General features: G+C 44.2%; 20 protein-coding genes. 13 read left to right on the top strand and 7 right to left on the bottom strand.

What is annotated here, in order from left to right; all coding sequences use genetic code 11:
* The first annotated feature begins 39 nt into the window (after positions 1–39).
* The gene (locus AWH61_RS19725) at positions 40–2,373 is read left to right on the top strand and encodes a sensor domain-containing phosphodiesterase (protein WP_075177995.1); all 2,334 of its coding nucleotides are present in this window, start codon (positions 40–42) and stop codon (positions 2,371–2,373) included.
* Between the two features lie 37 nt (positions 2,374–2,410).
* Here the strand turns inward: AWH61_RS19725 and AWH61_RS19720 are convergent, their stop codons facing one another.
* Positions 2,411–3,508 (bottom strand): NADH:flavin oxidoreductase, encoded by a 1,098-nt coding sequence (locus tag AWH61_RS19720; protein WP_014949654.1) that lies wholly within the window; start codon positions 3,506–3,508, stop codon positions 2,411–2,413.
* A gap of 650 nt (positions 3,509–4,158) precedes the next feature.
* Between AWH61_RS19720 and AWH61_RS19710 the strand changes: the two genes are divergently transcribed.
* Positions 4,159–4,401, top strand: coding sequence for a DUF2164 domain-containing protein (locus tag AWH61_RS19710; RefSeq protein ID WP_075177993.1), 243 nt, complete (start codon positions 4,159–4,161; stop codon positions 4,399–4,401).
* 82 nt (positions 4,402–4,483) lie between these two features.
* Here the strand turns inward: AWH61_RS19710 and AWH61_RS19705 are convergent, their stop codons facing one another.
* The 5 genes from AWH61_RS19705 to ubiG all read right to left on the bottom strand — a co-directional run bounded on the left by AWH61_RS19705 (position 4,484) and on the right by ubiG (position 10,448).
* Positions 4,484–5,221 carry an SDR family oxidoreductase gene (locus AWH61_RS19705; protein WP_014949651.1) on the bottom strand — a complete coding sequence of 246 codons (738 nt, stop codon included), beginning with the start codon at positions 5,219–5,221 and terminating at the stop codon, positions 4,484–4,486.
* A gap of 114 nt (positions 5,222–5,335) precedes the next feature.
* A complete protein-coding gene (gene yfaE / locus AWH61_RS19700) occupies positions 5,336–5,608 on the bottom strand; it encodes a class I ribonucleotide reductase maintenance protein YfaE (protein WP_014949650.1) in 273 nt (90 codons plus the stop codon).
* Between the two features lie 12 nt (positions 5,609–5,620).
* Complete coding sequence (nrdB, locus tag AWH61_RS19695) at positions 5,621–6,751, bottom strand: class Ia ribonucleoside-diphosphate reductase subunit beta (RefSeq protein ID WP_014949649.1); 1,131 nt, start codon at positions 6,749–6,751, stop codon at positions 5,621–5,623.
* Positions 6,752–6,872: 121 nt separating this feature from the next.
* Positions 6,873–9,194, bottom strand: a complete 2,322-nt coding sequence (nrdA, locus tag AWH61_RS19690; protein WP_014949648.1) for a class 1a ribonucleoside-diphosphate reductase subunit alpha — start codon at positions 9,192–9,194, stop codon at positions 6,873–6,875.
* Between the two features lie 549 nt (positions 9,195–9,743).
* Positions 9,744–10,448 (bottom strand): bifunctional 2-polyprenyl-6-hydroxyphenol methylase/3-demethylubiquinol 3-O-methyltransferase UbiG, encoded by a 705-nt coding sequence (gene ubiG / locus AWH61_RS19685; RefSeq protein ID WP_014949647.1) that lies wholly within the window; start codon positions 10,446–10,448, stop codon positions 9,744–9,746.
* A gap of 302 nt (positions 10,449–10,750) precedes the next feature.
* Between ubiG and gyrA the strand changes: the two genes are divergently transcribed.
* From gyrA to pyrF, 10 genes are all read left to right on the top strand, one after another.
* On the top strand, positions 10,751–13,465 hold the full coding sequence (gyrA, locus tag AWH61_RS19680) for a DNA topoisomerase (ATP-hydrolyzing) subunit A (protein WP_075177992.1): 2,715 nt from the start codon (positions 10,751–10,753) through the stop codon (positions 13,463–13,465).
* A 145-nt stretch (positions 13,466–13,610) separates the two neighbouring features.
* Complete coding sequence (gene serC, locus AWH61_RS19675) at positions 13,611–14,696, top strand: 3-phosphoserine/phosphohydroxythreonine transaminase (protein WP_014949645.1); 1,086 nt, start codon at positions 13,611–13,613, stop codon at positions 14,694–14,696.
* Position 14,697: 1 nt separating this feature from the next.
* The gene (gene aroA, locus AWH61_RS19670; protein WP_075178018.1) at positions 14,698–15,981 is read left to right on the top strand and encodes a 3-phosphoshikimate 1-carboxyvinyltransferase; all 1,284 of its coding nucleotides are present in this window, start codon (positions 14,698–14,700) and stop codon (positions 15,979–15,981) included.
* Positions 15,982–16,164: 183 nt separating this feature from the next.
* A complete protein-coding gene (gene cmk / locus AWH61_RS19665) occupies positions 16,165–16,836 on the top strand; it encodes a (d)CMP kinase (protein WP_039227644.1) in 672 nt (223 codons plus the stop codon).
* A 118-nt stretch (positions 16,837–16,954) separates the two neighbouring features.
* Positions 16,955–18,625, top strand: coding sequence for a 30S ribosomal protein S1 (gene rpsA / locus AWH61_RS19660; RefSeq protein WP_014949642.1), 1,671 nt, complete (start codon positions 16,955–16,957; stop codon positions 18,623–18,625).
* A gap of 76 nt (positions 18,626–18,701) precedes the next feature.
* Positions 18,702–18,989, top strand: coding sequence for an integration host factor subunit beta (gene ihfB / locus AWH61_RS19655; RefSeq protein WP_014949641.1), 288 nt, complete (start codon positions 18,702–18,704; stop codon positions 18,987–18,989).
* Between the two features lie 206 nt (positions 18,990–19,195).
* Entirely contained in the window at positions 19,196–21,538 is a 2,343-nt protein-coding gene (locus AWH61_RS19650) for a PilZ domain-containing protein (RefSeq protein ID WP_014949640.1), read from the top strand.
* A gap of 129 nt (positions 21,539–21,667) precedes the next feature.
* Entirely contained in the window at positions 21,668–21,925 is a 258-nt protein-coding gene (locus AWH61_RS19645) for a LapA family protein (protein WP_014949639.1), read from the top strand.
* Entirely contained in the window at positions 21,925–23,094 is a 1,170-nt protein-coding gene (gene lapB, locus AWH61_RS19640; protein ID WP_014949638.1) for a lipopolysaccharide assembly protein LapB, read from the top strand. The genes AWH61_RS19645 and lapB overlap by 1 nt, the downstream gene beginning before the upstream one ends.
* A gap of 6 nt (positions 23,095–23,100) precedes the next feature.
* The gene (gene pyrF / locus AWH61_RS19635) at positions 23,101–23,799 is read left to right on the top strand and encodes an orotidine-5'-phosphate decarboxylase (protein WP_039234640.1); all 699 of its coding nucleotides are present in this window, start codon (positions 23,101–23,103) and stop codon (positions 23,797–23,799) included.
* 115 nt (positions 23,800–23,914) lie between these two features.
* Here the strand turns inward: pyrF and ald are convergent, their stop codons facing one another.
* A complete protein-coding gene (ald, locus tag AWH61_RS19630) occupies positions 23,915–25,048 on the bottom strand; it encodes an alanine dehydrogenase (RefSeq protein ID WP_014979403.1) in 1,134 nt (377 codons plus the stop codon).
* Between the two features lie 185 nt (positions 25,049–25,233).
* Here ald and lrp point away from each other — a divergent pair, with 185 nt between their 5' ends.
* Positions 25,234–25,719, top strand: coding sequence for a leucine-responsive transcriptional regulator Lrp (gene lrp, locus AWH61_RS19625; RefSeq protein ID WP_014949635.1), 486 nt, complete (start codon positions 25,234–25,236; stop codon positions 25,717–25,719).
* Positions 25,720–25,822 lie beyond the last annotated feature (103 nt).

Raw genomic sequence — 25,822 nt, 5'->3', positions numbered from 1 at the left:
ATGTGCGCAATTCGACCGTGTTGGATTTAGGAGTGAGTTGTGCGCACACCCCCGACTATTGTAAATGAACATGAGAGGCTAGCCGCACTCAACAAACTGAGAGTGCTCGATACCCCACCAGAAGAGCGCTTTGACCGTATTACTCGACTAGCGAGTAGCATTTTTGATTGTAGATTCGCATCGGTCACATTTGTCGATGACAGTAGGCAGTGGTTTAAGTCGGCTATTAATCTCGATATGACTGAAACAGAAAGGGATGTCGCCTTTTGTGCCCATGCTATAGCGCAGGACAAAACCTTAGTCGTTCCAGATACTCAAGAGGACCCTCGCTTCAAAAGCAATCCTTTTGTGGTTGGTCATCCTCACATTCGTTTTTACGCGGGTGTTAGGCTGATGATAGAGGGGTTTGCGGTGGGAACACTATGTGTGTCGGATAATAATCCAAAAATATTCAATTGCGTTCAAATACAGCAATTAGAGCAGCTTGCAAAACTTGTAGAGTCGGAACTACAGCGACAAGAATTCAATGATCTCTCAACTCAGTTGGAAGAGTACCAATTTAAGCTAGCTCAAACACAAAAAATCACCCGTGTGAGAAGCGCTATTTTAGAGAAAGTGGTAAATGCAGAGTCATTGCATACCGTGCTCCACGACATTGTGAATGCTATAGAGGCCGAATACACAGATCAAATTTGCAGTATCCTGCTATTAGAAGATGGCAAGCTGAAAAAGGGTGCTGCGCCTTCTTTACCCGACTTTTATAACGACGCTATCGATGGCGTTGAGTTTGGTGTAGGCAGGGGATCATGTGGAAATACAGCCGCGACGAACTTACCGACCATTGTTGAAGATATCAGTACGCACCCGTTTTGGACCGATTGGAAAGATTTAGCATTGCGCGCTGGTGTATGCTCTTGTTGGTCACAGCCAATACAAGGAGCTAATGGTGACGCTATTGGTACTTTTGCAATTTATCATAGAGAAAGAGCAGTACCGACAGCGGACGAAATGCACTTAATCGAACAGTTCGCGCATATCGCTAGCATCGCTATTGAAAGAGAGCTGGCGAATCAACTTATATGGAAGCAAGCCAACTTTGATTCTTTGACAGGACTCCCTAACCGAAACCTTATGTTGGATCACTTACAGTTAGCCATTAAGGCTGCCGATAGAGAGAGCGATAAGGTAGCGGTGATATTCTTGGACCTTGATAATTTCAAAGATATTAATGACACGCTTGGTCACGATATAGGTGATAAGCTTTTAATTGAGTGCGCCAGAAGAATAAAGCAGTGTTTGCGTTCAGATGACACCGTTTCCCGATTAGGCGGTGACGAATTTGTCATTATCCTAAACGGCATTAAAGGCCTAAGTTCTATAGAACTGGTCGTACAAAAGCTACTTGGCGAGATCGTAAAACCTTATAGTTTAGAGCTGGAACGTGTGCATACTAGCGCGAGCCTAGGTGTCACCTTATACCCGGACGACGCGAAAGATGTCAAAGGCCTGTTAAAGAATGCCGACCAAGCGATGTACGGTGCTAAAGATCTCGGTAAAAACAACTATCAGTATTATACCCACGACATGCAAACTGCAGCAATCAAGAGAATGACCTTGTTGAATGATTTGCGTTATGCAGTTAAGAACAAAGAATTGTTTATTGAGTACCAGCCAATTGCATGTTTCAGTAGCCAGAAAGTGATGAAAGCTGAAGCGTTACTTCGATGGCAGCATCCCACGAAGGGGAGAATTACACCTGATGAATTTATTCCACTTGCTGAAGAATCTGGACTTATCATTGATATCAGTAATTGGGTATTTAATGAAGTCTGTGCCAATATCAAACAATGGAAAGCCCAAAACCGTCAAGAGCTGCAGGTGAGTATTAATACGTCACCTAGCCACTACTTCAATTTAGAATCTAATATAACTCAATGGTTAAACCTGCTTTTAGACCAGAAGATCTCTGCGCGTTCTATACTTCTTGAAGTCACGGAAAACTTATTAATGGAAGCCAATGAGATGGTGTCCAAGAAGCTTTTCCAGTTTAGGCAAGCAGGCGTTGATATCGCGTTGGATGATTTTGGTACAGGTTACAGCTCTATTTCTTATTTAAAGCGCTTTCCTACAGACTTTATCAAGATTGACAGGAGCTTTGTGAAGTCGATGACTGACGTTAGCAATGATAAGGTGCTGTGCGAAGCCATTATTGTGATGGCGAATAAACTCGGAATAAAGGTAGTAGCGGAAGGTGTCGAGACACAAGAACAATACGATATTCTAAAAAGCATGGGCTGTGATTATGCGCAGGGTTATTTCATTGCAAAACCGCTCAGCAAATCAGACTTTGAGTCCTTTTGGGAGAGGCACTAGCGCAACTTTGCCGCGCTAGTGCTTAATTTAATAGGGCTTAAGACAGCGTTGCTAACGCTTTACCAGAGTATTGCTCTAGTTCGTTGGTGCGGTTTTCTTTTATTTTGTTTGCCCAGTTCGGATCTTGTAGTAGCGCTCTTCCTACAGCAACCAGATCAAATTCGCCAGCGTCTAAACGTTCAAGTAAATCATCGACTGAGCGAGTGCTGGAATCTTGCCCTTTGAATGCGCCGAAGAAGTCGTCATTGAGCCCAACTGACCCTACCGTTATGGTGGGCTTGCCAGTTAATTTTTTCGTCCAGCCTGCAAGGTTTAAATCACTGCCTTCAAATTCGTTTTCCCAATAGCGGCGCTGAGAACAATGAAAAACATCTACTCCAGCTTCACTTAGCGGCAGAAGAAACTGTTCTAGTTCTTGGGGCGTGTGCGCTAAACGAGCGGTGTAATCTTGTTGTTTCCACTGCGAATAGCGCAGTACGATCGGAAAATCGGGACCGGTTGCATCACGTATGGCTTTAATTATTTCAACCGCAAATCGTCCACGATTTTCCATGTTACCGCCCCAACTGTCAGTTCGCTGGTTTGTGCCTTCCCAGAAGAACTGGTCGATTAGATAACCATGAGCACCGTGAATCTCAATTCCATCCATACCAATAGTTTTGGCATCTGCTGCTGCTTGTGCAAAGGCAGTAATCACGGATTCAATGTGTTCAACGGTCATAGGTTCAGCGCCCTGTTTTCCTGGTTTGAATAAACCTGAAGGCCCTGCACTTGGAAGTTCAGGATAAGGCGCTTTTTCCGCTACCCTCGCCATACCCACGTGCCATAGTTGAGGCATAATTTTCCCACCGACACTGTGAACTTCATCTACCACATTTTTCCAACCGGCTAGCGCTTCATCGCCATGGAATTGAGGGATATTTGCATCCATCGTAGCTACTTTATCGTTTACTGTAGTGCCCTCGGTGATAATCAAACCTGTGCCACCTTGAGCTCGGCGTTTATAGTAACCAGCTACATCGTTGGTAGGTACGCCGTTAGGCGAAAATTGACGAGTCATGGGGGCCATAACAATTCGGTTGGTTAACGATAAGTTGCCCTTTGAGTAAGGCTTAAACAGTGCGTTAGCTGCCATTTTTTGTTCCTGATTTCTTTATTGCAATTGGAGCAGTTTGTATTTTCATCATAGAAAATGAAACGCCGCCATTATTATAGAAGTGTTAAACAAGTCATTAAGTTGGGGATTGTTGAGTCTTGATGTACAACAAAGAATAACTGGCTCTAGTATATCCTGCGTGATGTGTTGCAGGAATAACATGATGGCTACCCAACTAAAAAACTATGGTTGATTCCAGATACTACTGTCGAGTGAGGGCAAGTCAATTTTCAAATGTTGATAGTAAGCCATAAGTAAAAGTGAGCAAAGAGCTCCATATCAGAAGCTCTCTTTCAGATATGAGCAGGCTTAATCTAAAATCTCTACAATTTCCCTTGTGGCTTGAATGAGGCGTACCACTTTGTTTTCAATACGAACTGTTACTAACCCGTCTTCTCCCAAAGGCGCAATGATGCGGGCATGGTTGTAAATATCACGATCTAAACGATTTCCAACGGCTAGCTTTTTTTCCCAACCCGGCGGTAATTCACCTGTTCGTTCATACTTCTTCTCTATACCCGGAGGGAGTGATTTATCTTTATGAGGGTTAGGGTTGGCGCAAGCAGGTAAACTACCGTAAGGTAGAACAAAGAACGTGATATTTTATAAGTGACAAATGAAGGATGACAATGAGTGATATTGCATTTACCCGTGAGGAAAAAGACGCGCTAGTCGCTAAACTGCAACGATATTTTGATGATGAATTAAGCGTGGAACTTGGTCAATTTGACGGAGAATTTCTTCTGGACTTCATTAGTAAAGAAATGGGCGCATCGTTTTATAATAGAGGCGTAAACGACGCGAGAGCCGTTGTTGCATCTCGCTTACAGGTCATTGATGAAGAATTGTATGCCATCGAAAAAGTACTTTAAATTCAGAAATAAATTAAGCCTGCATTTGCAGGCTTAATCATTAGATGGCCAATCAATACCATTACGTTAGAAATGAGCTGTATTAGAGTTCCTGACGGGTAGGTCTGATGATCATTTCGTTTATGTCTACGTCGCCAGGCTGCTCTATGGCAAACGTTACTGCACGTGCAATAGCATCTGCATCGATAGCATCGTCATACATATCATCTGCCATTTGCTTTGAGTCTTTGTGAGAAATGTGGTCAGTAAGTTCTGTCGCCACTGCACCAGGTGAGATGTTGGTAGAGCGAATTTCACCATTTGACTCCCTGCGAATGCCTTCACTTATTGCTTTAACAGCGAATTTAGTTGCGCAATAAACCGTTGCTCCAGGGAACACAACATGACCTGCCACAGAGGAAAGATTGATAATATGCCCGCTTTTTTGCTCTCGCATTTGTCCTAATACAGCTGCTACTCCATACATAACGCCTTTTATGTTTACATCTATCATTTGATCCCACTCGTCAACTTTCATCTCGTCAAGCGGAGCGAGTGGCATAAGACCAGCATTGTTGACGAGCACGTCAATACGCCCATAGGCATCTATTGCCGCTTTCGCAAGCGCCTTGACTTCATCCTTTTTCGTGACATCTACCGTTTGATAAGTAGCTTGGCCACCTGAAGATTCAATTTCATCTACAAGTTTTTTAAGACGGTCTTCACGGCGGGCGCCCAACACTAATTTAGCACCTTTATCCGCAAGCATTTTCGCCGTTGCTTCTCCAAGCCCGCTACTTGCACCTGTAATGATGACAACTTTTCCAGAAACTTCGCTCATAACATTATCCTTACGTTTGATTAGTGTTAAGTTGCTACGTAAAACTATTGAAGTGGATTACTCTAACGCGCAGAAACACTGTGAGAGTGATAGTGAGAACGATGAATGAAGATTTTACAGCGGTACTTTTATTTTTAGCGGGCATTTAGCCACGCAACAACAAGGAAGAATTTCATCGTCGTCAATGAAGGCGAGGGGATCTGTGGTGTACTCAACTTCGCCTTCAATTAGCTTTGTGCGGCATGCACCACAAAAGCCTTCACGACAATGGTAGTGAATATGAACGTCCGCTGCTTCAAGGGCGTTTAAGATAGTGGAATCAGAAGGGGAAATAATCGCCCCCACATCGACAACGTCGATGCGGAGTGATTTATCGTTGCTGCTCATTAAGCTGTAGTTTTACAGCTCAAAATCAGCAAAGTCGTCTTCGCTCACGGCAGAGTCGATTTGACCAACAAGATAAGAGCTGATTTCAGACTCTTGAGGTGCCACTTGCACGTTGTCTGAATTCAAATAGTTATTCATCCATGGAAGTGGATTACTGCTTATCTCGAACGGGGTGTCTAGACCAATAGCAGACATACGTTGATTCGCAATGTACTCAACGTACTGGCAAAGAATTTCTTTATTCAAACCAATCATTGAGCCGTTTTGGAACAAGTAGTCAGCCCACTGCTTTTCTTGCTCAACAGCGTTCATGAAGATAGCGCGCGCTTCTTCTTTACACTCTTCTGCAATTTGCGCCATTTCAGGGTCATCTTTACCCTTAGCCCACAAATTAAGGATATGCTGTGTTGAAGATAAGTGCAGATTCTCGTCACGGGCAATCAAACGAATAATCTTAGAATTACCTTCCATCAGCTTCCGCTCAGCGAAAGCGAATGTGCAGGCAAAAGACACGTAGAAACGGATTGCTTCCAGTGCGTTCACCGAGTTCATGCATAGGTAAAGTTTCTTCTTAAGCTCATACATGTTGATAGTGTGTGCAACACCATTCACTGTATGTACGCCTTCACCCTGTGTCTGCCAAAGCTGAGTGGCGAAAATGAGATCATCGTAATATTTAGAAATATCAGCAGCACGTCGCTTAATTTCGTCATTCACTACGATATCTTCGAATATTTCGCTTGGGTCTGAGAACAAGTTTCTCAAAATATGGGTATACGAACGTGAGTGAATAGTCTCGAAGAAAGACCATGTTTCAACCCAAGTTTCTAACTCTGGTAGTGAAATAATAGGCAAGAACGCGATGTTCGGACTACGGCCTTGCACCGAATCTAACAGGGTTTGGTACTTAAGGTTTGAAATAAAGATGTGCTTTTCTGGGTCGGTCAATTTTTGGAAATCAACACGGTCGCGAGAAACGTCAACTTCTTCAGGGCGCCAAAAAAAGCTAATTTGCTTCTCAATAAGCTTTTCGAATATGGCATGCTTTTGCTGGTCGTAGCGTGCAACGTTTACGGGGTTACCGAAAAACATCGGCTCGATCAATGGATTAGTACTTTGCTGATTAAACGTAGTGTATTTCATGATGGCCTAACTAAAAACTTAATGATTAACGCGTATTATTGTTTGTGTTCTTGCTGCGAAACGTTAATGGCAAATGCAGTTAACTCCTTTTATGCATTTGCCATTTAAACAGGGGCGTGTTCTAAATCTTACACGCACCACCTGCACAATCATCATCTTCCTCTACAACCACTTCTTCTTGACGTGGCATAGGCTCGCTCGCTTTAGCATCGAGAGCAGATGTGTCTGACGCGCCGTCGCGAGTGTTATGATAGTAAAGTGTTTTAACGCCCAGTTTATACGTAGTAAGAAGATCCTTAAGAAGAAGCTTCATTGGTACCTTGTTACCTTCGTAACGGCTTGGATCGTAGTTGGTATTCGCTGAGATAGTTTGGTCGATAAACTTCTGCATGATACCAACAAGTTGTAGGTAACCATCGTTTGAAGGAATATCCCAAAGTAGCTCGTATTGGTCTCTTAGCGTTTCGTACTCAGGTACAACTTGCTTAAGTACACCATCTTTGCTCGACTTAATGCTGATAAAACCACGCGGTGGCTCAATGCCGTTTGTCGCGTTAGAAATCTGAGAAGACGTCTCTGACGGCATTAATGCTGACAGCGTAGAGTTACGCAAACCGTGAGTTTTGATTTCTTCACGAAGTGCATCCCAGTCGTAGTGAAGTGGTTCATTACATACGCTATCAAGATCTTTCTTATAGCTATCAATTGGCATGATGCCTTGAGAATAGGTGGTTTCGTTAAACTTAGGACACGCACCTTTTTCTTTAGCAAGATTGTTCGACGCTTTTAATAGGTAATACTGCATTGCTTCGAACGTGCGGTGAACTAGACCGTTCGCGCTGTGATCAGAATATTTAACGCCATTTTTAGCAAGGTAGTATGCAAAGTTGATAACACCAACACCCAGCGTACGACGTCCCATCGTTGCGTTATATGCAGCAGGAACTGGGTAGTCCTGGTAGTCAAGCAGGTTATCTAGCGCACGTACTGCAAGGTCAGACAACTCTTCAAACTCGTCCAGTGACTTAATCGCACCTAAGTTAAACGCTGAAAGCGTACATAGTGCAATTTCACCATTCTCATCATTAACGTGCTGAAGCGGCTTGGTAGGTAGCGCAATTTCAAGGCACAGGTTGCTCTGACGAACTGGCGCAACTTCTGGGTTAAACGGGCTGTGCGTATTACAGTGGTCAACGTTTTGTAGGTAAATACGACCTGTGCTTGCACGCTCTTGCATGAACAAGCTGAATAGCTCCATGGCTTTAATTTGCTTTTTACGGATGCTGTCGTCGTTTTCGTATTTAACGTATAGCTCTTCAAACTTCTCTTGGTCAGCAAAGAAAGCATCGTAAAGACCAGGTACGTCAGATGGGCTAAATAGTGAGATATAGCCGTCTTTCATCATGCGCTGGTACATTAGTTTGTTGAACTGAACGCCGTAATCTAGGTGACGTACACGGTTTTCTTCAACACCACGGTTGTTCTTAAGCACTAACAGTGACTCAACTTCCATATGCCAGATAGGGTAGAACAGCGTAGCAGCGCCACCACGAACACCACCTTGTGAACAGCTTTTAACGGCTGTTTGGAAGTATTTGTAGAACGGAATACAACCCGTATGGAATGCTTCACCGCCGCGAATAGGGCTACCTAGTGCGCGTATACGGCCTGCATTTACACCGATACCAGCGCGCTGGCTTACGTATTTAACAATGGCACTTGCCGTTGCATTGATTGAATCTAAGCTGTCGCCGGTTTCGATAAGTACACATGAGCTAAACTGGCGAGTAGGCGTACGTACGCCAGCCATAATAGGTGTAGGCAATGACAGCTTGAATGTTGAAGCGGCATCATAGAAGCGGCGGATGTAGTCCATACGCGTCGCTTTATCGTAATTTGCGAAAAGGCATGCCGCCACTAAGATATATAGGAACTGTGCACTTTCGTAGATTTCACCTGTAACTCGGTTTTGAACCAGGTATTTACCTTCAAGCTGTTTAACTGCAGCGTAGCTGAAGTTCATGTCTCGCCAATGGTCGATATACGAGTCCATTTCAGCAAATTCTTCAGGCGTGTAGTCTTCAAGCAAGTGCTTATCGTATTTGCCCATATCAACCATCTTACCTACATGCTCAAGTAGGGCAGGCGGCTCAAATTGACCATAGGCTTTTTTGCGAAGGTGGAAAATGGCCAAGCGCGCAGCTAGGTATTGATAATCTGGCGCATCGGTAGAAATAAGATCTGCCGCTGATTTGATCAGGGTTTCATGGATCTCGCTAGTATTGATACCATCATAAAACTGGATTTGTGCCTTGATTTCAACTTGTGAAACTGAAACGTTTTTAAGTCCTTTGGCTGCCCATGTCACGACTTTGTGGATTTTCTCTAAGTCGATGGACTCTTTTTCACCGTTGCGTTTGGTGACTAATAAGTTGTTGTTCATGTTACTGGCCGTTTGTCTGTTAGCGCTTGATGCGTGGGCTATGTTATGCCCATTTTCATTTTTAATTTATTGAGTGTGAGTGAGATTATCACCATTGGCTCACGCCAGATAACAACACACACGAAAGCGGCCTAAACCAATACCGAAAGTACAAAGTAGAGACTGCTCATTTAATTTTTTCACTGCATTTATATTTTCAGCGAGGTTGATGTCACACACTGCATATGGCATTGCCATAATCTCGTTAGCGATCTGTGCGATCCCAGAAAATCTGCATTGGGATCACGTGCTGAATTAAACACAAGATAGTGAGGTTTTAGTCTTAATGCAACCCAATATCTGGTGGTATTTCAAGCACTCAATCTGGCATGAAATTTATGTTAGTAACAACTAACTTTTTAGCGTTCTACAAGCGTAAAATATCTGGATTGCAAGCATTTTTAATAATTTCTTCGACATAAAAATTAATTTATTCTTAGAAAATAGTTTTTATATAAACACGATATATGGTGTTTAAAATATCGCCGCAACCCAATATATAGTGTTAAATTAATTTTGCGCTACTGTATATAGTAAGTAGTTAACGTCGACATTATTCGCAGAGAGATAAAAGCCTTGAGAAATTGGGTCCATGTGTAGACCTGTCATATCTCGAGGCAGCAAACCAGCATGATCGGTCATCGCCATAAGTTCAGATGGTTTGATGAACTTACTGTGATCGTGGGTGCCCTTTGGAACCAGTTTAAGGATATATTCCGCTCCCACGATCCCCATCAGATACGACTTTAGGTTTCGGTTAAGCGTAGAAAAGAAAACATGGCCACCAGGCTTAACCAACTTAGCACAGGCCAATACAACAGAAGCCGGGTCGGGTACATGCTCTAACATTTCCATACAGGTTACCACGTCGAACTGTCCCGCATTTGCTTCTGCGAATGCTTCGGCAGTTGAACATACGTAGTCAACTTTTACCCCTGATTCTAAACCGTGCAGCTTCGCTACTTCTAACGACGCTTCAGCCATATCCAAGCCGGTTACCGTCGCGCCTGCACGCGCCATAGACTCTGCTAAAATACCGCCACCACAGCCAATATCGACGACCTTTTTGTCAAACAGGCCTTCACTGTGTTGATTAATGAAGTCTAAGCGAAGTGGGTTAATAAGGTGCAATGGCTTAAATTCGCCTTCTGGATCCCACCAGCGTGAAGCGAGTTCAGAGAACTTATTGATTTCTTGTTGATCGACGTTCGTCATGAGTAAAACAATCCTTAATCTATCTCTTTTTAAGATATCGTAAATCGAGGTTGTGTTTCACTGTTTTTAAACAGAAATAGACAAATTATAAGAAGGGTCGAACGAAAAATAATCGCTTGCCTTTTAGTTGATTAATAAGCGTAATTAAGCGCTACATAATTCTGTCATCAAGTGGTACACTCGAAGCACGATTATGACCCACATAATAATAACAGTGCGCTCCCACGCCTTGTTTTCACAATGATGTGAAGCGAAGTGCTGGATAACGCAGAACAAACCAAGATAAAGGGATTAAGCAGTTTATGTCTGATAACGCTAAAGAAATCCTCCCCGTTAATATTGAGGAAGAGTTAAAGAACTCTTACCTTGATTACGCGATGAGCGTTATTGTCGGGCGAGCCTTGCCTGACGTAAGAGATGGCTTGAAGCCAGTGCACCGTCGTGTGCTGTTCGCAATGAACGAACTGAAAAACGACTTTAACAAGCCATACAAAAAATCTGCCCGTGTGGTAGGTGACGTAATTGGTAAATATCACCCTCACGGTGACTCTGCAGTTTACGACACTATTGTTCGTATGGCCCAACCGTTCTCACTTCGCTATATGCTAGTAGACGGTCAAGGTAACTTCGGATCGGTAGACGGCGACTCTGCTGCTGCGATGCGTTATACCGAAGTTCGCATGGCTAAAATTGCGCACGAGTTACTTGCCGATTTAGATAAAGAGACCGTAGATTTCGTACCTAACTACGATGGTACAGAGCATATTCCTGAAGTATTACCAACGAAGGTGCCTAACCTTCTTGTTAACGGTTCATCGGGTATCGCGGTTGGTATGGCGACGAATATTCCGCCACATAACCTCACCGAAGTAATCAACGGCTGCGTAGCGTTAATTCAAGACCCGTCTATTACCATCGACGACTTGATGACACACATTCCAGGTCCAGATTTCCCAACGGCGGCGATGATCAGCGGGCGCAAGGGAATTGAAGATGCGTATCGCACAGGTCGCGGTAAAATTTATCTTCGTGCTAAGGCGGAAATTGAAACTGACAGCAACGGTAAAGAAACCATTGTTGTTAACGAGATCCCTTACCAGGTTAACAAAGCGCGTCTTATTGAAAAGATTGCTGAACTGGTAAAAGAAAAGCGCATCGAAGGCGTTTCTGCACTGCGAGACGAGTCTGATAAAGACGGTATGCGCATTGTTATCGAAGTTAAACGCAACGAATCTGCTGAAGTCCTACTTAATCATTTATACGCGAATACCCAGCTTCAAACGGTATTCGGTATTAACATGGTTGCGCTTGATAACGGTCAGCCTAAGGTATTCAACCTTAAAGAAACGCTAGAATGCTTTATTCTTCACCGCCGTGAAGTAGTAACACGTCGTACTGTTTTTGAATTACGTAAAGCCCGTGACCGCGCTCACATTCTTGAAGGTTTGGCGATAGCGCTTGCGAACATCGACCCAATTATCGAGTTGATTAAAGCGTCACAAAGCCCAGCAGACGCCAAGAAATCGCTTGTAGCACAAGGTTGGGACTTAGGTGATGTAGCGCAAATGCTTGAGCGTGCAGGCGATGACGCTGCACGTCCTGACTGGTTAATGCCAGAATTTGGTATTCGCGACGGCAAGTACTACCTGACAGAACAGCAAGCGCAAGCTATTCTTGACCTTCGCTTACACAAGCTAACAGGTCTTGAGCACGAGAAAATTCTAGAAGAGTATAAGCAACTTCTAGAGATCATCGCAGAACTTCTTCACATCCTAAACAGCCCAGAGCGTTTGATGGAAGTGATTCAAGAAGAACTTGAAAAAGTACGTGATGAATTTGGTGATGAGCGTCGTACTGAAATTACGGCAGCAAGTCACGATATTGATATTGAAGATCTTATAGAGCAAGAAGATGTTGTAGTAACGCTTTCTCGCGAAGGTTATGTGAAATATCAAAAGCTTACAGACTACGAAGCACAGCGTCGTGGTGGCCGTGGTAAGTCAGCAACCAAGATGAAAGATGAAGATTTCATCGAAAGATTATTGGTAGCTAATACTCACGATCACATACTTTGCTTCTCAACCCGTGGTCGCTTGTACTGGTTGAAAGTATATCAGTTGCCGTTTGCTAGCCGTAACGCGCGCGGACGCCCAATTGTTAACATCCTACCGCTTGAAGAAAACGAACGTATTACTGCTATTCTTCCTATTAAAGAGTTTGAAGAAGGCAAGTTTGTACTGATGGCGACGGCAAACGGTACGGTTAAAAAGACTGACCTGAGCCTATACTCTCGACCACGTTCAAGCGGTATTATCGCCGTTAACCTGAACGAAGGTGATGAGCTGATTGGTGTTGATATCACTCACGGTGATGACGACATAATGTTGTTCTCTGATGCAGGTAAAGTGGTTCGCTTCAACGAGAAGCTTCGCGACAGCGAAACCGGTGAAGTTAAGCGTGACCCAGAGACGGGTGAAGAGCTTCTGGCACTTCGTCCTATGGGAAGAACAGCCACAGGTGTTCGCGGTATTCGTCTGCAAGATGGTCAAAAAGTGGTATCACTTATTGTTCCTAAAGGCGACGGCCCAATCCTGACAGCAACAGAGAATGGTTTCGGTAAGCGTACTCCGCTTGAAGATTACCCTGCTAAGAGCCGTGCGACACAAGGTGTTGTATCAATTAAGGTGTCTGAGCGTAATGGTAAAGTGGTTGGCGCGGTTCAAGTAGACGAAACCAATGAAATTATGCTTATTAGTGACCAAGGCACACTGGTTCGTACACGTGTAGGCGAAGTGTCAGTAGTAGGCCGTAACACACAAGGCGTTCGCTTAATACGTACAGTAGAAGGTGAGCACGTTGTAGGGTTACAACGCATTGAAGAAGTGGAAGAGTTACAAGAATTCGACGAAGACGGTAACCTAATCATTTCAGACGATGCGCCAGAACAAGCAGAAACTGCTGTTCAAGAGCAAGAGAACACCGCAGTAGACGGTGACGGCTCAACGACAGAAGAGTAGGGATAGGGCGCAGGTATTCACACTTGCGTATTATCAGTGTTCTTTCAAACAAGCGGCTTAAGCCGCTTGTTTACCTAATAGACCCGCAAAACGTTCAAAACAAAGCGAGTTAAACGGTAATTATCTACAGGTGTTGAAAAACGCGATGAAAGAGGTTTTTAATTTTAGTGCTGGCCCGGCTATGCTTCCAAAAGAAGTTATGGAAAAAGCACAATCAGAATTTACAAATTGGCGCGATCTAGGCTGCTCTGTAATGGAAGTAAGCCATCGTGGTAAAGACTTCATTGAAATAGCGGCAAAAGCTGAGCAAGATTTGCGAGATTTATTGTCCATTCCTTCCAACTACCATGTGCTGTTCACGCACGGTGGTGGGCGTGGGCAATTTGCCGCTGTACCACTCAACTTATCCAACGCTAACGATACCAGTCTTCACTTAGTCAGCGGTTCTTGGTCTAAAGGTGCCGTTGACGAAGCAAACAAATATAACCACGCCAAAGTGGTGGGTGAAGTGTCTGAAAAAGACGGCTGTCACTACGTTGCGCAGCCTCAGCTGAGCGATATTGATCAATCTGCCGCGTATTACCATTTCTGTCCAAATGAAACCGTTGATGGAATCGCTTTTGATTGGCTACCAGAGTCGGGCAAGGTTCCGCTGGTTTCTGATATGTCTTCGACTATATTGTCACAGCCGTTAGATGTAGCAAAGCATGGCGTTATATACGCTGGGGCACAAAAGAATATCGGCCCAAGCGGCTTATCAGTTGTTATTGTTCGCGAAGACCTAGTTGGCAAAGCACGTAAAGAAACGCCGTCTATCTTCGATTATGCATTAGCGGCAAAGTCTGACTCTATGTACAACACACCGCCAACGTTCTCCTGGTACTTAGCGGGGCTTGTATTTGAATGGCTTAAAGATATGGGCGGCGTTGACGCTATGGCTAAACGCAATGCTGAAAAGGCGGCGTTATTGTATTCAGCTATCGACAGCTCTGACTTCTATTCAAGTAAAGTTCACCCTGACAACCGTTCAAAAATGAACGTGCCGTTTCATTTAGCCAATGCTGAACTTGACGGATTGTTCCTTAAACAGTCACAAGAAGCAGGGTTACTTGCTCTTAAAGGGCATCGTTCAGTTGGGGGCATGCGTGCCAGTATTTATAATGCAATGCCAGTAGAGGGCATTGTTGCGCTAGTTGAATTTATGCGCGAATTTGAAAGAGTGAATGGATAAAATGGAGCAGTTAACATTAGACCCGATTGCAAAAGTATCGGGAGAGGTCAATGTACCTGGCTCAAAAAGTCTGTCTAACCGCGCACTACTACTAGCCGCGTTAGCTGAAGGTGAAACTGAATTAACTAACTTGCTTGATAGCGAAGATATTGAGCATATGCTCAATGCACTCACTAAATTAGGCATTAACTATCGCTTGAGCGAAGACAAAACGCAATGTGTCGTACAAGGTAACGGTGGCGCGTTCAACGTAGCTGAGCCCTTAGAGCTTTTCCTAGGCAATGCCGGTACCGCAATGCGACCTTTGTGCGCGGCACTTGCTGCAAGTAACGTTGATACGGTACTTACCGGTGAACCTCGCATGGAAGAGCGTCCAATTGGTGATTTAGTGGATGCGTTGCGCGAAGCTGATGCTGAAGTAACCTACCTCAAAAACGAAGGTTTCCCGCCGCTTCAAATTAAAGGTAAAACTTTAAACGGTGGCGAAATGTCGGTGGACGGCAGTGTATCTAGCCAGTTTTTAACAGCCCTTTTAATGGCTGCGCCGTTATTTTCTGGTGATGTGACTATTCGTATAAAAGGTGAGTTGGTTTCTAAACCTTATATCGATATCACGTTAGATACCATGGCGAAGTTTGGCGTTACTGTTGAAAATGATAACTACCAAACGTTCACGGTTTCTGGTGACGCTAAGTATATTGCGCCGGGTAAATTTATGGTTGAAGGCGATGCATCGTCAGCATCTTACTTCCTTGCAGCCGGTGCCATTAAAGGTGGAACGGTACGCGTAACCGGAATTGGCCAGAACAGCATTCAAGGTGACATTCGTTTTGCTGATGTACTTGAGGCCATGGGTGCAACGGTGGTTTGGAACGATGAGTATGTTGAAATAACGGGTGCGCCGCTTAAAGGCGTGAACATGGATATGAACCATATTCCAGATGCGGCCATGACCATCGCGACTACGGCATTGTTTGCTGAAGGTCCAACGACCATGACTAATATTTATAACTGGCGTGTTAAGGAAACAGACCGTCTTGCGGCTATGGCCACCGAGCTTCAAAAGTTGGGAGCGAAAGTGGAAGAAGGGCATGACTATATTAAAGTGTGGCCAACTGAGTCGCTAAAACATGCTGAGATAGACACGTATAACGACCATCGCATTGCCATGTGCTTCTCGCTTGTTGCGTTAAGCGATACGCCGGTAACAATAAACGACCCGGGCTGCACGCGCAAAACGTTCCCAGACTACTTTACCCGCTTTAAAACACTGTATAGCGCGTAAAGGCTCAAAAAATATTCCTCTTAAATAATGGTAGGCAATGCCGGTAATCGCCTTACTTGCCCCATTGATCTGAATCAGGTTTAACCTGAACTTCAATGCCGCCAATTAGAGGCGGCATTGCTTATCTCTCACTAAAGCGTATAATTGCGCGCGATTTTTAGTAATTTAAACGATGGAGCAGGTATGCATTCCACACCCGTAGTCACGGTTGACGGTCCTAGTGGTGCTGGTAAAGGTACGTTAAGTAGCTTGCTGGCAAAGAAATTAGGGTGGCACTTTCTAGATAGCGGCGCAATTTACCGCGTATTAGCAGTTGCTGCACTTCACCACGACCTTCCGTGTGATGATGAAGAATGTGTTGTTCCTCTAGCAACCGGTCTTGATGTTAGTTTCGAGACGAATGGCGATAGCACTCGCATAATCTTAGAAGGCGAAGACGTTACTGACGATATTCGCACCGAAGAAGTTGGCGCCGTGGCGTCAAAAGTTGCGGCATTACCCCGGGTTCGCGAAGCACTACTTCGCAGACAGCGTGCTTTCCAACAAGATCCTGGTCTTGTTGCCGACGGTCGCGACATGGGTACAGTGGTATTTCCCGAAGCGCCTGTAAAGATTTTCCTTACAGCAAGCGCAGAAGCCCGTGCAGAACGCCGCTATAGCCAGTTGAAAGCAAAGGGCATGGATGTTAATATTGCGCGCCTTTTAACCGATATCAAGGCAAGAGACGAGCGCGATACACAGCGTGCAGTGGCTCCTTTGGTACCGGCACAAGATGCAGTAATTATAGATTCAACGGACTTGGATATTGACCAAGTCTTTGAAAAAGCGATGGATATTATTTCCTCACGCCTTTAATGACGAGAGCTGATCGCATCCAAAGCAGTGTTGCTACAGGGAGTGGCGACTAATTTTAATAACCCCGCGTTATCCGGATAAGAAGCGTGGATATCAACTTAAAAGTTATTTGAGACTTATGACTGAAAATTTTGCACAACTTTTTGAAGAAAGCTTACAAGAACTAGAAACACGTCCTGGTTCAATTGTAAAAGGTACTGTTGTTTCTATCGACAAAGACATCGTTCTTGTTGATGCAGGCTTGAAATCAGAAAGTGCTATCCCAGCTGACCAATTCAAAAACGCTGAAGGCGAACTAGAAATCGCTATCGGTGACCAAGTAGACGTAGCACTAGATGCAGTTGAAGATGGTTTCGGTGAAACTATCCTTTCTCGCGAAAAAGCGAAGCGTCACGAAGCGTGGGTTGAGCTGGAAAAAGCTTACGAAGATAAAGCTACTATCAAAGGCGTTATCAACGGTAAAGTTAAAGGCGGTTTCACTGTTGAAGTTAACAGTGTACGCGCGTTCCTTCCTGGTTCTCTTGTTGACGTACGTCCAGTACGTGACACTACGCACCTTGAAGGCAAAGAGCTTGAATTTAAAGTTATCAAGCTTGACGCTAAGCGTAACAACGTTGTTGTTTCTCGTCGTGCAGTTATCGAAGCAGAAAGCAGCGCAGAGCGCGAAACGCTTCTTGCTAACCTTGAAGAAGGTCATGAAATCAAGGGTATCGTTAAGAACCTTACCGATTACGGTGCGTTCGTTGACCTTGGTGGCGTAGACGGTCTTCTACACATCACTGATATGGCTTGGAAGCGCGTTAAGCACCCAAGTGAAATCGTGAATGTTGGTGACGAAATCAACGTTAAAGTACTTAAGTTCGACAAAGAGAAGCAGCGCGTTTCTCTTGGCATGAAGCAAATGGGCAACGATCCATGGCAAGAAATTGCTTCTCGTTACCCAGAAGGTACTAAGATCAACGGTCAGGTTACTAACCTTACTGACTACGGCTGCTTCGTTGAAATCGAAGACGGCGTTGAAGGTCTTGTACACGTTTCTGAAATGGATTGGACCAACAAGAACATCCACCCATCTAAAGTTGTTAACCTAGGTGACACTGTAGATGTAATGGTTCTTGAAATTGACGAAGAGCGTCGTCGTATTTCTCTAGGTCTTAAGCAGTGCATTGCTAACCCTTGGGAAACATTTGCTGAGTCACACGAAAAAGGTGACAAAGTGTCTGGTAAGATCAAGTCAATCACTGACTTCGGTATCTTCATCGGTCTTGACGGCGGCATCGACGGTCTAGTTCACCTTTCTGACATCAGCTGGAACAAGTCTGGCGAAGACGCGGTTCGCGACTACAAGAAAGGCGACGAAATCTCTGCAGTTGTACTTCAAGTCGACCCAGAGCGTGAGCGTATCTCTCTTGGCGTTAAGCAAATCGAAGAAGATCCTTTCAACAAGTATCTGACAGATAACAAGAAAGGTGCTATCGTTACTGGTACAGTAACAGCAGTTGATGCGAAAGGCGTTACTGTAAACCTAGCTGAAGAAGTTGACGGCTACATCCGCGTTGCAGATCTTGCTGTAGAGCGTGTTGAAGACGCAACAGAAGTAGCAAGCGTTGGTGATAGCATCGAAGCGAAGTTCATGGGCGTTGACCGTAAGAACCGCACTGTTAACCTATCTGTTAAAGCGAAAGATCAGGCTGACGAAAAAGAAGCTATCGATAAAGTTAACCAGCAAGAAGATGTTGGTTTCGCTAACGCGATGGCAGAAGCATTTAAAGCTGCTAAAGGCGAATAATGCTTTTGTGGGTGTGCAGATGCACACCCAATTCGCGATAGCTGTTTAAACAATAATATTGACAATGAGGTTAAGCATGACCAAGTCTGAATTAATTGAACGGCTCGCGGATCAAGCGCGTCATATTCCGGCGAAGGAACTTGAGCTGGCGATAAAAGAACTTCTAGAGCAAATGGCGCAAACTCTCCAAAAGGGTGAGCGTATTGAAATTAGAGGTTTTGGCAGTTTCTCTCTTCACTACCGCGCTCCACGCGTAGGTAGAAACCCAAAAACGGGTGAGACAGTGAAACTTGACGGTAAATATGTACCGCACTTTAAGCCTGGTAAAGAGCTTCGCGAAAGGGTAGACGCCTCAATCGCATAATGCATTTTAAAAGCCGCTGAAAAGCGGCTTTTTTGTGTCTGCTGCCTTATTGTTATTTAGCAAAATTCAATAGTCTATTTCCCTTAGCTAAAATAAGGCGCTCGTTATTGCTGATATACTTTCGTTTAATTTTTGATACCTATTGACCCCAACTCGAATAGGGTTATATATTGTTCAAATAATAATAAACGGTATTCATAGAAGTAATGTCAGCCGGCGACGAACAAGCAATAATAAAACAATACCAGCCGCTCATTCGCGCGTTAATCCCTTATGAACAACAAAACAAGCTGTTAGAAGGAATTAACAAGTTTTCGAAGCGTCTACCTAGTAGTGTTCGAAAAGTAGTAAAAGAAGAGGTTGTTCGATTAACGTCGTTAACCGACGCTCCTGCTGATAACTCTGCCTTTGCTCAATTCCCCGTCATGAAATTCAAGCACTTCGGGGTTCAAATGCGCCTTGATAAAGTCGGCGCGCAGATACTCAAAAACGAAACATCACTTTATCAAGACAGATATACGGTAGGCGTGTTTGAGTCAGTAATGAACTCAGACTTCTACCAAAACCAAATAAAAAAAGAACAGTTCAAAAAAATTGTCGATGCTTTTAATGTTGAAAGCCAATCGTTTACTGATATAGATTTCGGCGATGACATCGCTATTCGCCCAAATTTTACTATTTCTTCCCCCGATTTTGAGAAAGGCCGTCATTGTTCAATCAGTTCGATGTCACACAAAGGCATTGCTCTTGAAACGAAAAGGCCACCGAACGCTTCTACTGGTGACATTATTACGTTCACTATTCCTGAAGTTAAAGGACTTACTAAAGAACCGACTGAAATAACGCTTGAACTAGAGTCGGTAAAATACAACAAGCACTTAGGAAAGTATGAGACATCGTTTGTTTTTCAAGACGACGTGGATAAAGGCTTTCTTGCAACTCTTAAACGATATGTAGCGATTACTGCTTATAAACAGCCTTTGCAGCGTGATTTAGAAATAGAACGCGCCATGCAAGAGCTAGAACGCGACCGAATACTTGAAAATAGCCCGTGGTTGCCCGTGTTTCTCGCGCCAGAGAAGAAGTCGCTTAAGCCCATTATTGCCCTGTTTACCAAAGCCAATGTCGAGCATAACGACGCCGAAAAACTATTGGCTAGCCTACAAGATAAGCCTATCTTCGCGACGTTAGTTGACGAGCTGCGCAAGTACAATGAAGCGTATGTCTTTCATGGCAACATCAAAACCAAAAATGGTAACGTTCAAATAACAGCGACGCATAGACAACTGCTGGCATTAAAACAGCTTAACGCGTTGGTTTATCTTCTTGCCAAAAGTGGCGACTTCATCTGTACCCATTGTCGACTTGATAGCGTGACGCGAGAAGATAAACAAAAAGCGTTTGCTATTCACGATATTGCCAGTAAAGAATTTGAGCAACTGGCGCAGATCTCCCATGTTCTTTACTGTAAAGACGTGTCTGCTTATCTTACTAATCTGACTCTTTCAGCAAAATGCGATTTCAAACCCTTGTCAAAAACCTTGAGGGCTAGCGGCAATAATTGGCGAATTGATTATGTAATGGAAGAGGATTTAGATAGACGTAGTGAGACACGTTACGTTATTGATAAACCTGCCTCTATTAAAGTTGGACTGCTGACATCGATTGATGCGCGGGTTGCAGATCTAAGTGCAAGCGGGATGAAGTTAATCGTTGCACCGAAAAGTGAGCTACAAAAGGAAATTCGTGTTTCAGTACCGGAACTGAAAATTAAAGGTGAAAAATATAAGGTTGTGCACTACCAAGCGGAAACAGGCGTGGTGAGGTTGTGTCTTGTTGAAGATACACGTAAGGCTAAAGTGAGCTCGAGCGTCGATCATATGGTTGAAGAAAATACCGCGTATTTCAAAGTAAGAGATATTGCGCGTATTCAACGCTCAACTCACCGTTATATCTGGGAATTGGCGGTTAGGCATATGCCGTCTTTATCGGTACTATGTGTGATGAACCGCTTTACCTTAGACAGGCTCAAAACTGTTTATCAAAGTGACGCATCTGACGATCTTTATCCTTTCTCTCGTACACAAAATATTATCCCGCTGCACGGCTTTTTTGCAGACAAAGGGCAGGCTAAGCCCAAGTCTCAAATTTTAGAGGCTATGTTCAAAGAAACATCTGAACAAGCGTTAGTAGTTCACTGCGTTAGAAAGAGCGACAGCCGCTTAGTGTATATAAAAGAACGCGACTTCCTTTTTTCTAAGTTGCGAACACAGATAAAAACTCAATTAGATGAAGAAAAAATACATCTCAGCGCCACAGATGTCACTGCTATCCGATGTCATGGTGCGATAACGCCGTTAACTAAGAAGCGTCTTGCCCAGCTATCAAAGCTAGACAAAGCCATGTATGACAAGCTCGAAACAATGCAGGCGGGTTATACACACTGTATTTTTATTACTAATATGTCAGCCCTTCACCACGATTTAGTGGTAGACAATCTTATTGCCAAACCCCAACGACAGGATCTAGAAAGCGAAGGTGCGGCTTAATGCCAGAGCCTTCTGAATGGGCAATTATCGATGCAGATTGGTATAACATCATTTCACTTACGCTTTTAGTGTTATCTCTTTTCGCATTTTGCTATTCTTGTAAATAAATCAACAAAAAAGGGTTGAGTGTTGAAAGGGATCCTAACGTTTCTTATCATTTTGGTTCTGCTCGCGATCGCGTTTGTCATTGGCTCTCAAAATGAAGCACAAGTAACAGTTAATTATTTAATTGCTCAGGCGAATCTTCGCTTATCAACGTTAATAGCGATAACACTTTCAATAGGCGTTGGTATTGGTATTTTGGTAATGCTAATGAGCTGGCTAAAATTGCGTGTTCAGCTGATGTCTGCGCAGTCTAAAATACAGAGTCTGGAACAAGAACACTAATGCTCGAACTGCTGTTTCTCCTTTTGCCTGTTGCGGCAGGTTACGGCTGGATAATGGGCCGAAATAGTGTCCGTCAAGCGCAGCGAAAGCAGTCTAGCATTCTATCTAAGCATTATTACAAGGGGCTAAACTTCCTTCTTTCAGACCAACCTGATAAAGCAGTCGATACGCTAATCAAAATGATTAACGTGAATAGCGATACAGTAGAGACGCATATCGCGATGGGGAGCTTTTTCCGTCACCGAGGCGAAATAGACCGCGCAATTAAAGTCCACCAGAATTTAGTTAGCCGTGATGAGCTCCAGCCGGCTCAACGAGAAAATGCTCTGAGGGAGCTTGGTCACGACTACACACAAGCGGGCTTTCTAGAGCGTGCTGAAAATGCTTTTCTTCAACTGCTTAACAGCGATAAACACTACCTTGTAGCTCAACAGCAACTTTTCAGTATCTACCAGACCACGAAAGAGTGGGAAAGAGCCATCGAATTAGCCGAACGTATGGTGCAGTGTCATGGTGACAATGATGATTTGTGCGAACGCCTTGCACACTTTTATTGTGAACAAGCATCGGTTGAGTTGAAGAACGATAGCCAAGGGGCGGCATTGACCTTATTACAAAAAGCGGTAAACGCCGACGAACATGCGGTTAGGCCGTGGCTTATGTTAGGTGATATAGCGCTTGATCAAAAACGCTTTACTGATGCCAACGCGTACTTTACGCAAGTGGCCGAACGCGATATCAACTGGTTCAGCGAAGCCGTACCTAGTTTGGAAAAAATTGCTGAAGAAACTGACGACTGGGAAAGTTTTCAGAAGAACTTAGAAGCACACTGGCAAGAGTGTGCTACGTCCTATTTAGCCATGGTTGATGTGCTTATGAAGCGCGGTGAAACGGCACAGGCGGCTGAGTACTTACTTGAGCAACTTCGCAAACGCCCGACTATGCGCGGCTTTAAAACCCTTATGGGGCTTTACATTGACCAGCTTTCAGATAAAACCACGGCTGATAGCTTACGCTTACTTAAAGAATTGGTGGAAAAGCAAATGTTGCAGCGCCCTAAATACCGCTGTGGCAGCTGTGGCTTTTCCGGTCGAAAATTATATTGGTTATGCCCTAGCTGTAAAAAGTGGGGCGTAGTAAAACCTATCAAAGGGCTAGACGGAGAATAAAAGAACATGCATGACCCACGCGTTATTGTTGCATTAGACTATGACAATAAAGACACTGCATTGGCGTTTGTTGATAAATTAGATTCAAGCTTGTGCAAGCTAAAAGTGGGCAAGGAGATGTTCACCTTATTTGGACCGGAATTCGTAAAAGCGCTAATCGCTAAAGGCTTTGACGTTTTCTTGGATCTTAAATTCCATGACATTCCAAATACTGTAGCGAAAGCGTGTAAAGCAGCGGCGGAGCTGGGTGTATGGATGGTAAACGTACATGCATCGGGCGGCCTACCTATGATGCAAGCAGCTAAAGAGGCGATTGCAACAAGCAGCAACCCTCAAACTAAACTTATTGCGGTTACCGTTCTTACCAGCATGGATGAAGCGCAGTTGGCAGATGTAGTAAGCGGTGTGACACCAGAGCAACAAGTGCTGCGTCTGGCGGCACTAACAGAAAAAGCGGGATTAGACGGCATTGTCTGCTCGGCACAGGAAGCCAGCGCATTACGCGAAAAACACAGCGACGATTTTCTGCTAGTTACACCAGGTATTCGCCCAGTAGGCGCAGATGCTGGTGATCAAAAGCGCGTCATGACGCCTCCCGATGCTATGAAAGCTGGCGTGAGCTATTTAGTTATGGGAAGACCTATCACTAAAGCGGAAGACCCTATTGCCGTACTGAAAGCAGTAAACGCATCAATAAACGGTTAGACTTATTTCGAATACAAAAAAGCTCGGATGTGATGTTCACATACCGAGCTTTTTTATTCCGATTTTCTTATTCAAGGGCATGGCCAGAGGCCCACCCGAGACTAATCTTTAGAAGTTATTCGCCTTTAAGCGCTACTTCAGCTGGTGTATAGGTTAGACCTAGTTCTTCACCTAGTGCGTCAACTACAGCTTTGTACGTTACCTTACCTTCGTGCACGTTTAGGCCGTTAAGCAAATGCTTGTCTTCCAGCATTGCTTTCGCTGGTCCTTTGTTAGCTAGGGCTAGACCAAATGGCAATGTGGCATTGTTAAGTGCCATCGTAGAAGTACGCGCAACGCCACCAGGCATGTTTGCAACACAGTAGTGAACTACATCGTCAACAACATATACAGGGTCTTGGTGTGTGGTCGCTTTCGATGTTTCAAAGCATCCACCTTGGTCGATAGCAACATCAACAAGCACTGAACCAGGTTTCATTGCTTTAATTTGTTCGCGAGTAAGAAGTTTCGGAGCTGCTGCACCAGGAATTAGTACCGCACCAACAACAAGGTCAGCTTTTGAAGAGTAGTGCTCGATAGCGTCAACGGTTGAGTAAACCGTTTTTACTTGTCCGTTAAAGATATCATCGATTTGACGAAGGCGAGGAAGCGAGCGGTCAAGAATAGTAACGTCAGCACCAAGGCCTAGTGCCATTTTTGCTGCGTTAGTACCAACAACACCACCACCGATAACTAGTACTTTACCTGGTGCTACACCCGGAACGCCACCAAGAAGTGTACCGCTACCGCCGTGTGCTTTTTCAAGGTAGTGCGCGCCAGCTTGAACCGACATACGGCCAGCTACTTCACTCATTGGTGCTAGTAGTGGAAGCCCACCGCGGTCGTCAGTCACTGTTTCATATGCGATACAAGTTGCACCAGACTCAACAAGCAGCTTTGTTTGCGTAGGATCAGGCGCTAAATGTAGATAGGTGTATAGTGTCTGGCCTTTACGAAGCATTTTACACTCGTTAGGCTGAGGCTCTTTAACTTTTACGATCATTTCTGCTTCAGCAAACACTTGCTCAGCCGTTGATGCAATGGCTGCGCCTGCTTCGACATACATTTCGTTAGTGAAACCTATTGCGTCACCTGCGTTCGTTTCCACTAAAACGCTGTGACCGTGGCTAACAAACTCTTTTACAGCTGCTGGCGTCAAGCCAACACGGTATTCGTGGTTCTTAATTTCTTTTGGTACACCAACTAACATGTATAGTCCTCAATCTTATAGTGAGCTTCTAAGCGGCTCTGGTTGAACTTTTGATAAATAGTGTTCGGCTTTGAAGCACGTGAACATATTTGCGGAGTATACGTGATAAAAAAACGAACTATCTGCTGAAGAATGGGCGTTTGTAGCATATAATTCTCCTAAAAGATGCTTTTAAGATATTTTATATGCTGGTAAAGACACCAAAACACCTAGACCGAATAGACAGGAATATCCTGGTACAGTTACAGAAAAACGGGCGTATATCAAACGTCGAACTTGCTAAAGAAGTGGGATTAAGTCCCAGCCCTTGTCTTGAGAGAGTTAAGAGGCTGGAGGCTCAGGGCTATATAAAAGGATATCATGCTGTCGTTGACCCAGAAAAGCTCGGCGCAGCTATGCTTGTGTTCGTAGAGATTACGTTAACGAAAACATCGGTAGATATCTTTGCAGAATTTTCTGCTGCGGTAAAACTGCATGACGATATACAAGAATGTCACCTGGTGTCCGGAGATTTTGACTTCCTTCTTAAAGCACGCGTTGCAGATATGGGAAGTTATAGGAAATTATTAGGTGATACTTTATTGCGCTTGCCCGGAGTAAGTGAGTCGCGGACGTACGTTGTGATGGAAGAAGTAAAAAGTACATCGTCGCTGCGCATTAATTTGAAGTAATGAAAGCGTGGCTCAATAGTGTGGTTTTGTGGTAGGCTGTGCAAAAATACAGTGTTTGTGTTTTATCAAAGGATTAACAGCACGCTAAAGCACAGGGTAGGGG

Origin of the sequence: Alteromonas sp. W12, assembly GCF_001924945.1 — a bacterium.
Classification (GTDB): Bacteria; Pseudomonadota; Gammaproteobacteria; order Enterobacterales; family Alteromonadaceae; genus Alteromonas; species Alteromonas macleodii.
The sequence above is the reverse complement of the archived record's forward strand: the minus strand, read 5'-3'. Positions and strand labels throughout refer to the sequence as shown.

Excerpts from the sequence above, each read along its gene's own strand:
- lapB (WP_014949638.1), top strand. The coding sequence starts at position 21,925 with ATGCTCGAACTGCTGTTTCTCCTTTTGCCTGTTGCGGCAGGTTACGGC.
- ald (WP_014979403.1), bottom strand. The coding sequence starts at position 25,048 with ATGTTAGTTGGTGTACCAAAAGAAATTAAGAACCACGAATACCGTGTT.
- rpsA (WP_014949642.1), top strand. The coding sequence starts at position 16,955 with ATGACTGAAAATTTTGCACAACTTTTTGAAGAAAGCTTACAAGAACTA.
- cmk (WP_039227644.1), top strand. The coding sequence starts at position 16,165 with ATGCATTCCACACCCGTAGTCACGGTTGACGGTCCTAGTGGTGCTGGT.
- yfaE (WP_014949650.1), bottom strand. The coding sequence starts at position 5,608 with ATGAGCAGCAACGATAAATCACTCCGCATCGACGTTGTCGATGTGGGG.
- ubiG (WP_014949647.1), bottom strand. The coding sequence starts at position 10,448 with ATGACGAACGTCGATCAACAAGAAATCAATAAGTTCTCTGAACTCGCT.
- lrp (WP_014949635.1), top strand. The coding sequence starts at position 25,234 with ATGCTGGTAAAGACACCAAAACACCTAGACCGAATAGACAGGAATATC.
- aroA (WP_075178018.1), top strand. The coding sequence starts at position 14,698 with ATGGAGCAGTTAACATTAGACCCGATTGCAAAAGTATCGGGAGAGGTC.
- AWH61_RS19650 (WP_014949640.1), top strand. The coding sequence starts at position 19,196 with ATGTCAGCCGGCGACGAACAAGCAATAATAAAACAATACCAGCCGCTC.
- AWH61_RS19705 (WP_014949651.1), bottom strand. The coding sequence starts at position 5,221 with ATGAGCGAAGTTTCTGGAAAAGTTGTCATCATTACAGGTGCAAGTAGC.
- pyrF (WP_039234640.1), top strand. The coding sequence starts at position 23,101 with ATGCATGACCCACGCGTTATTGTTGCATTAGACTATGACAATAAAGAC.
- nrdB (WP_014949649.1), bottom strand. The coding sequence starts at position 6,751 with ATGAAATACACTACGTTTAATCAGCAAAGTACTAATCCATTGATCGAG.
- ihfB (WP_014949641.1), top strand. The coding sequence starts at position 18,702 with ATGACCAAGTCTGAATTAATTGAACGGCTCGCGGATCAAGCGCGTCAT.
- AWH61_RS19710 (WP_075177993.1), top strand. The coding sequence starts at position 4,159 with ATGAGTGATATTGCATTTACCCGTGAGGAAAAAGACGCGCTAGTCGCT.
- serC (WP_014949645.1), top strand. The coding sequence starts at position 13,611 with ATGAAAGAGGTTTTTAATTTTAGTGCTGGCCCGGCTATGCTTCCAAAA.
- AWH61_RS19720 (WP_014949654.1), bottom strand. The coding sequence starts at position 3,508 with ATGGCAGCTAACGCACTGTTTAAGCCTTACTCAAAGGGCAACTTATCG.
- nrdA (WP_014949648.1), bottom strand. The coding sequence starts at position 9,194 with ATGAACAACAACTTATTAGTCACCAAACGCAACGGTGAAAAAGAGTCC.
- gyrA (WP_075177992.1), top strand. The coding sequence starts at position 10,751 with ATGTCTGATAACGCTAAAGAAATCCTCCCCGTTAATATTGAGGAAGAG.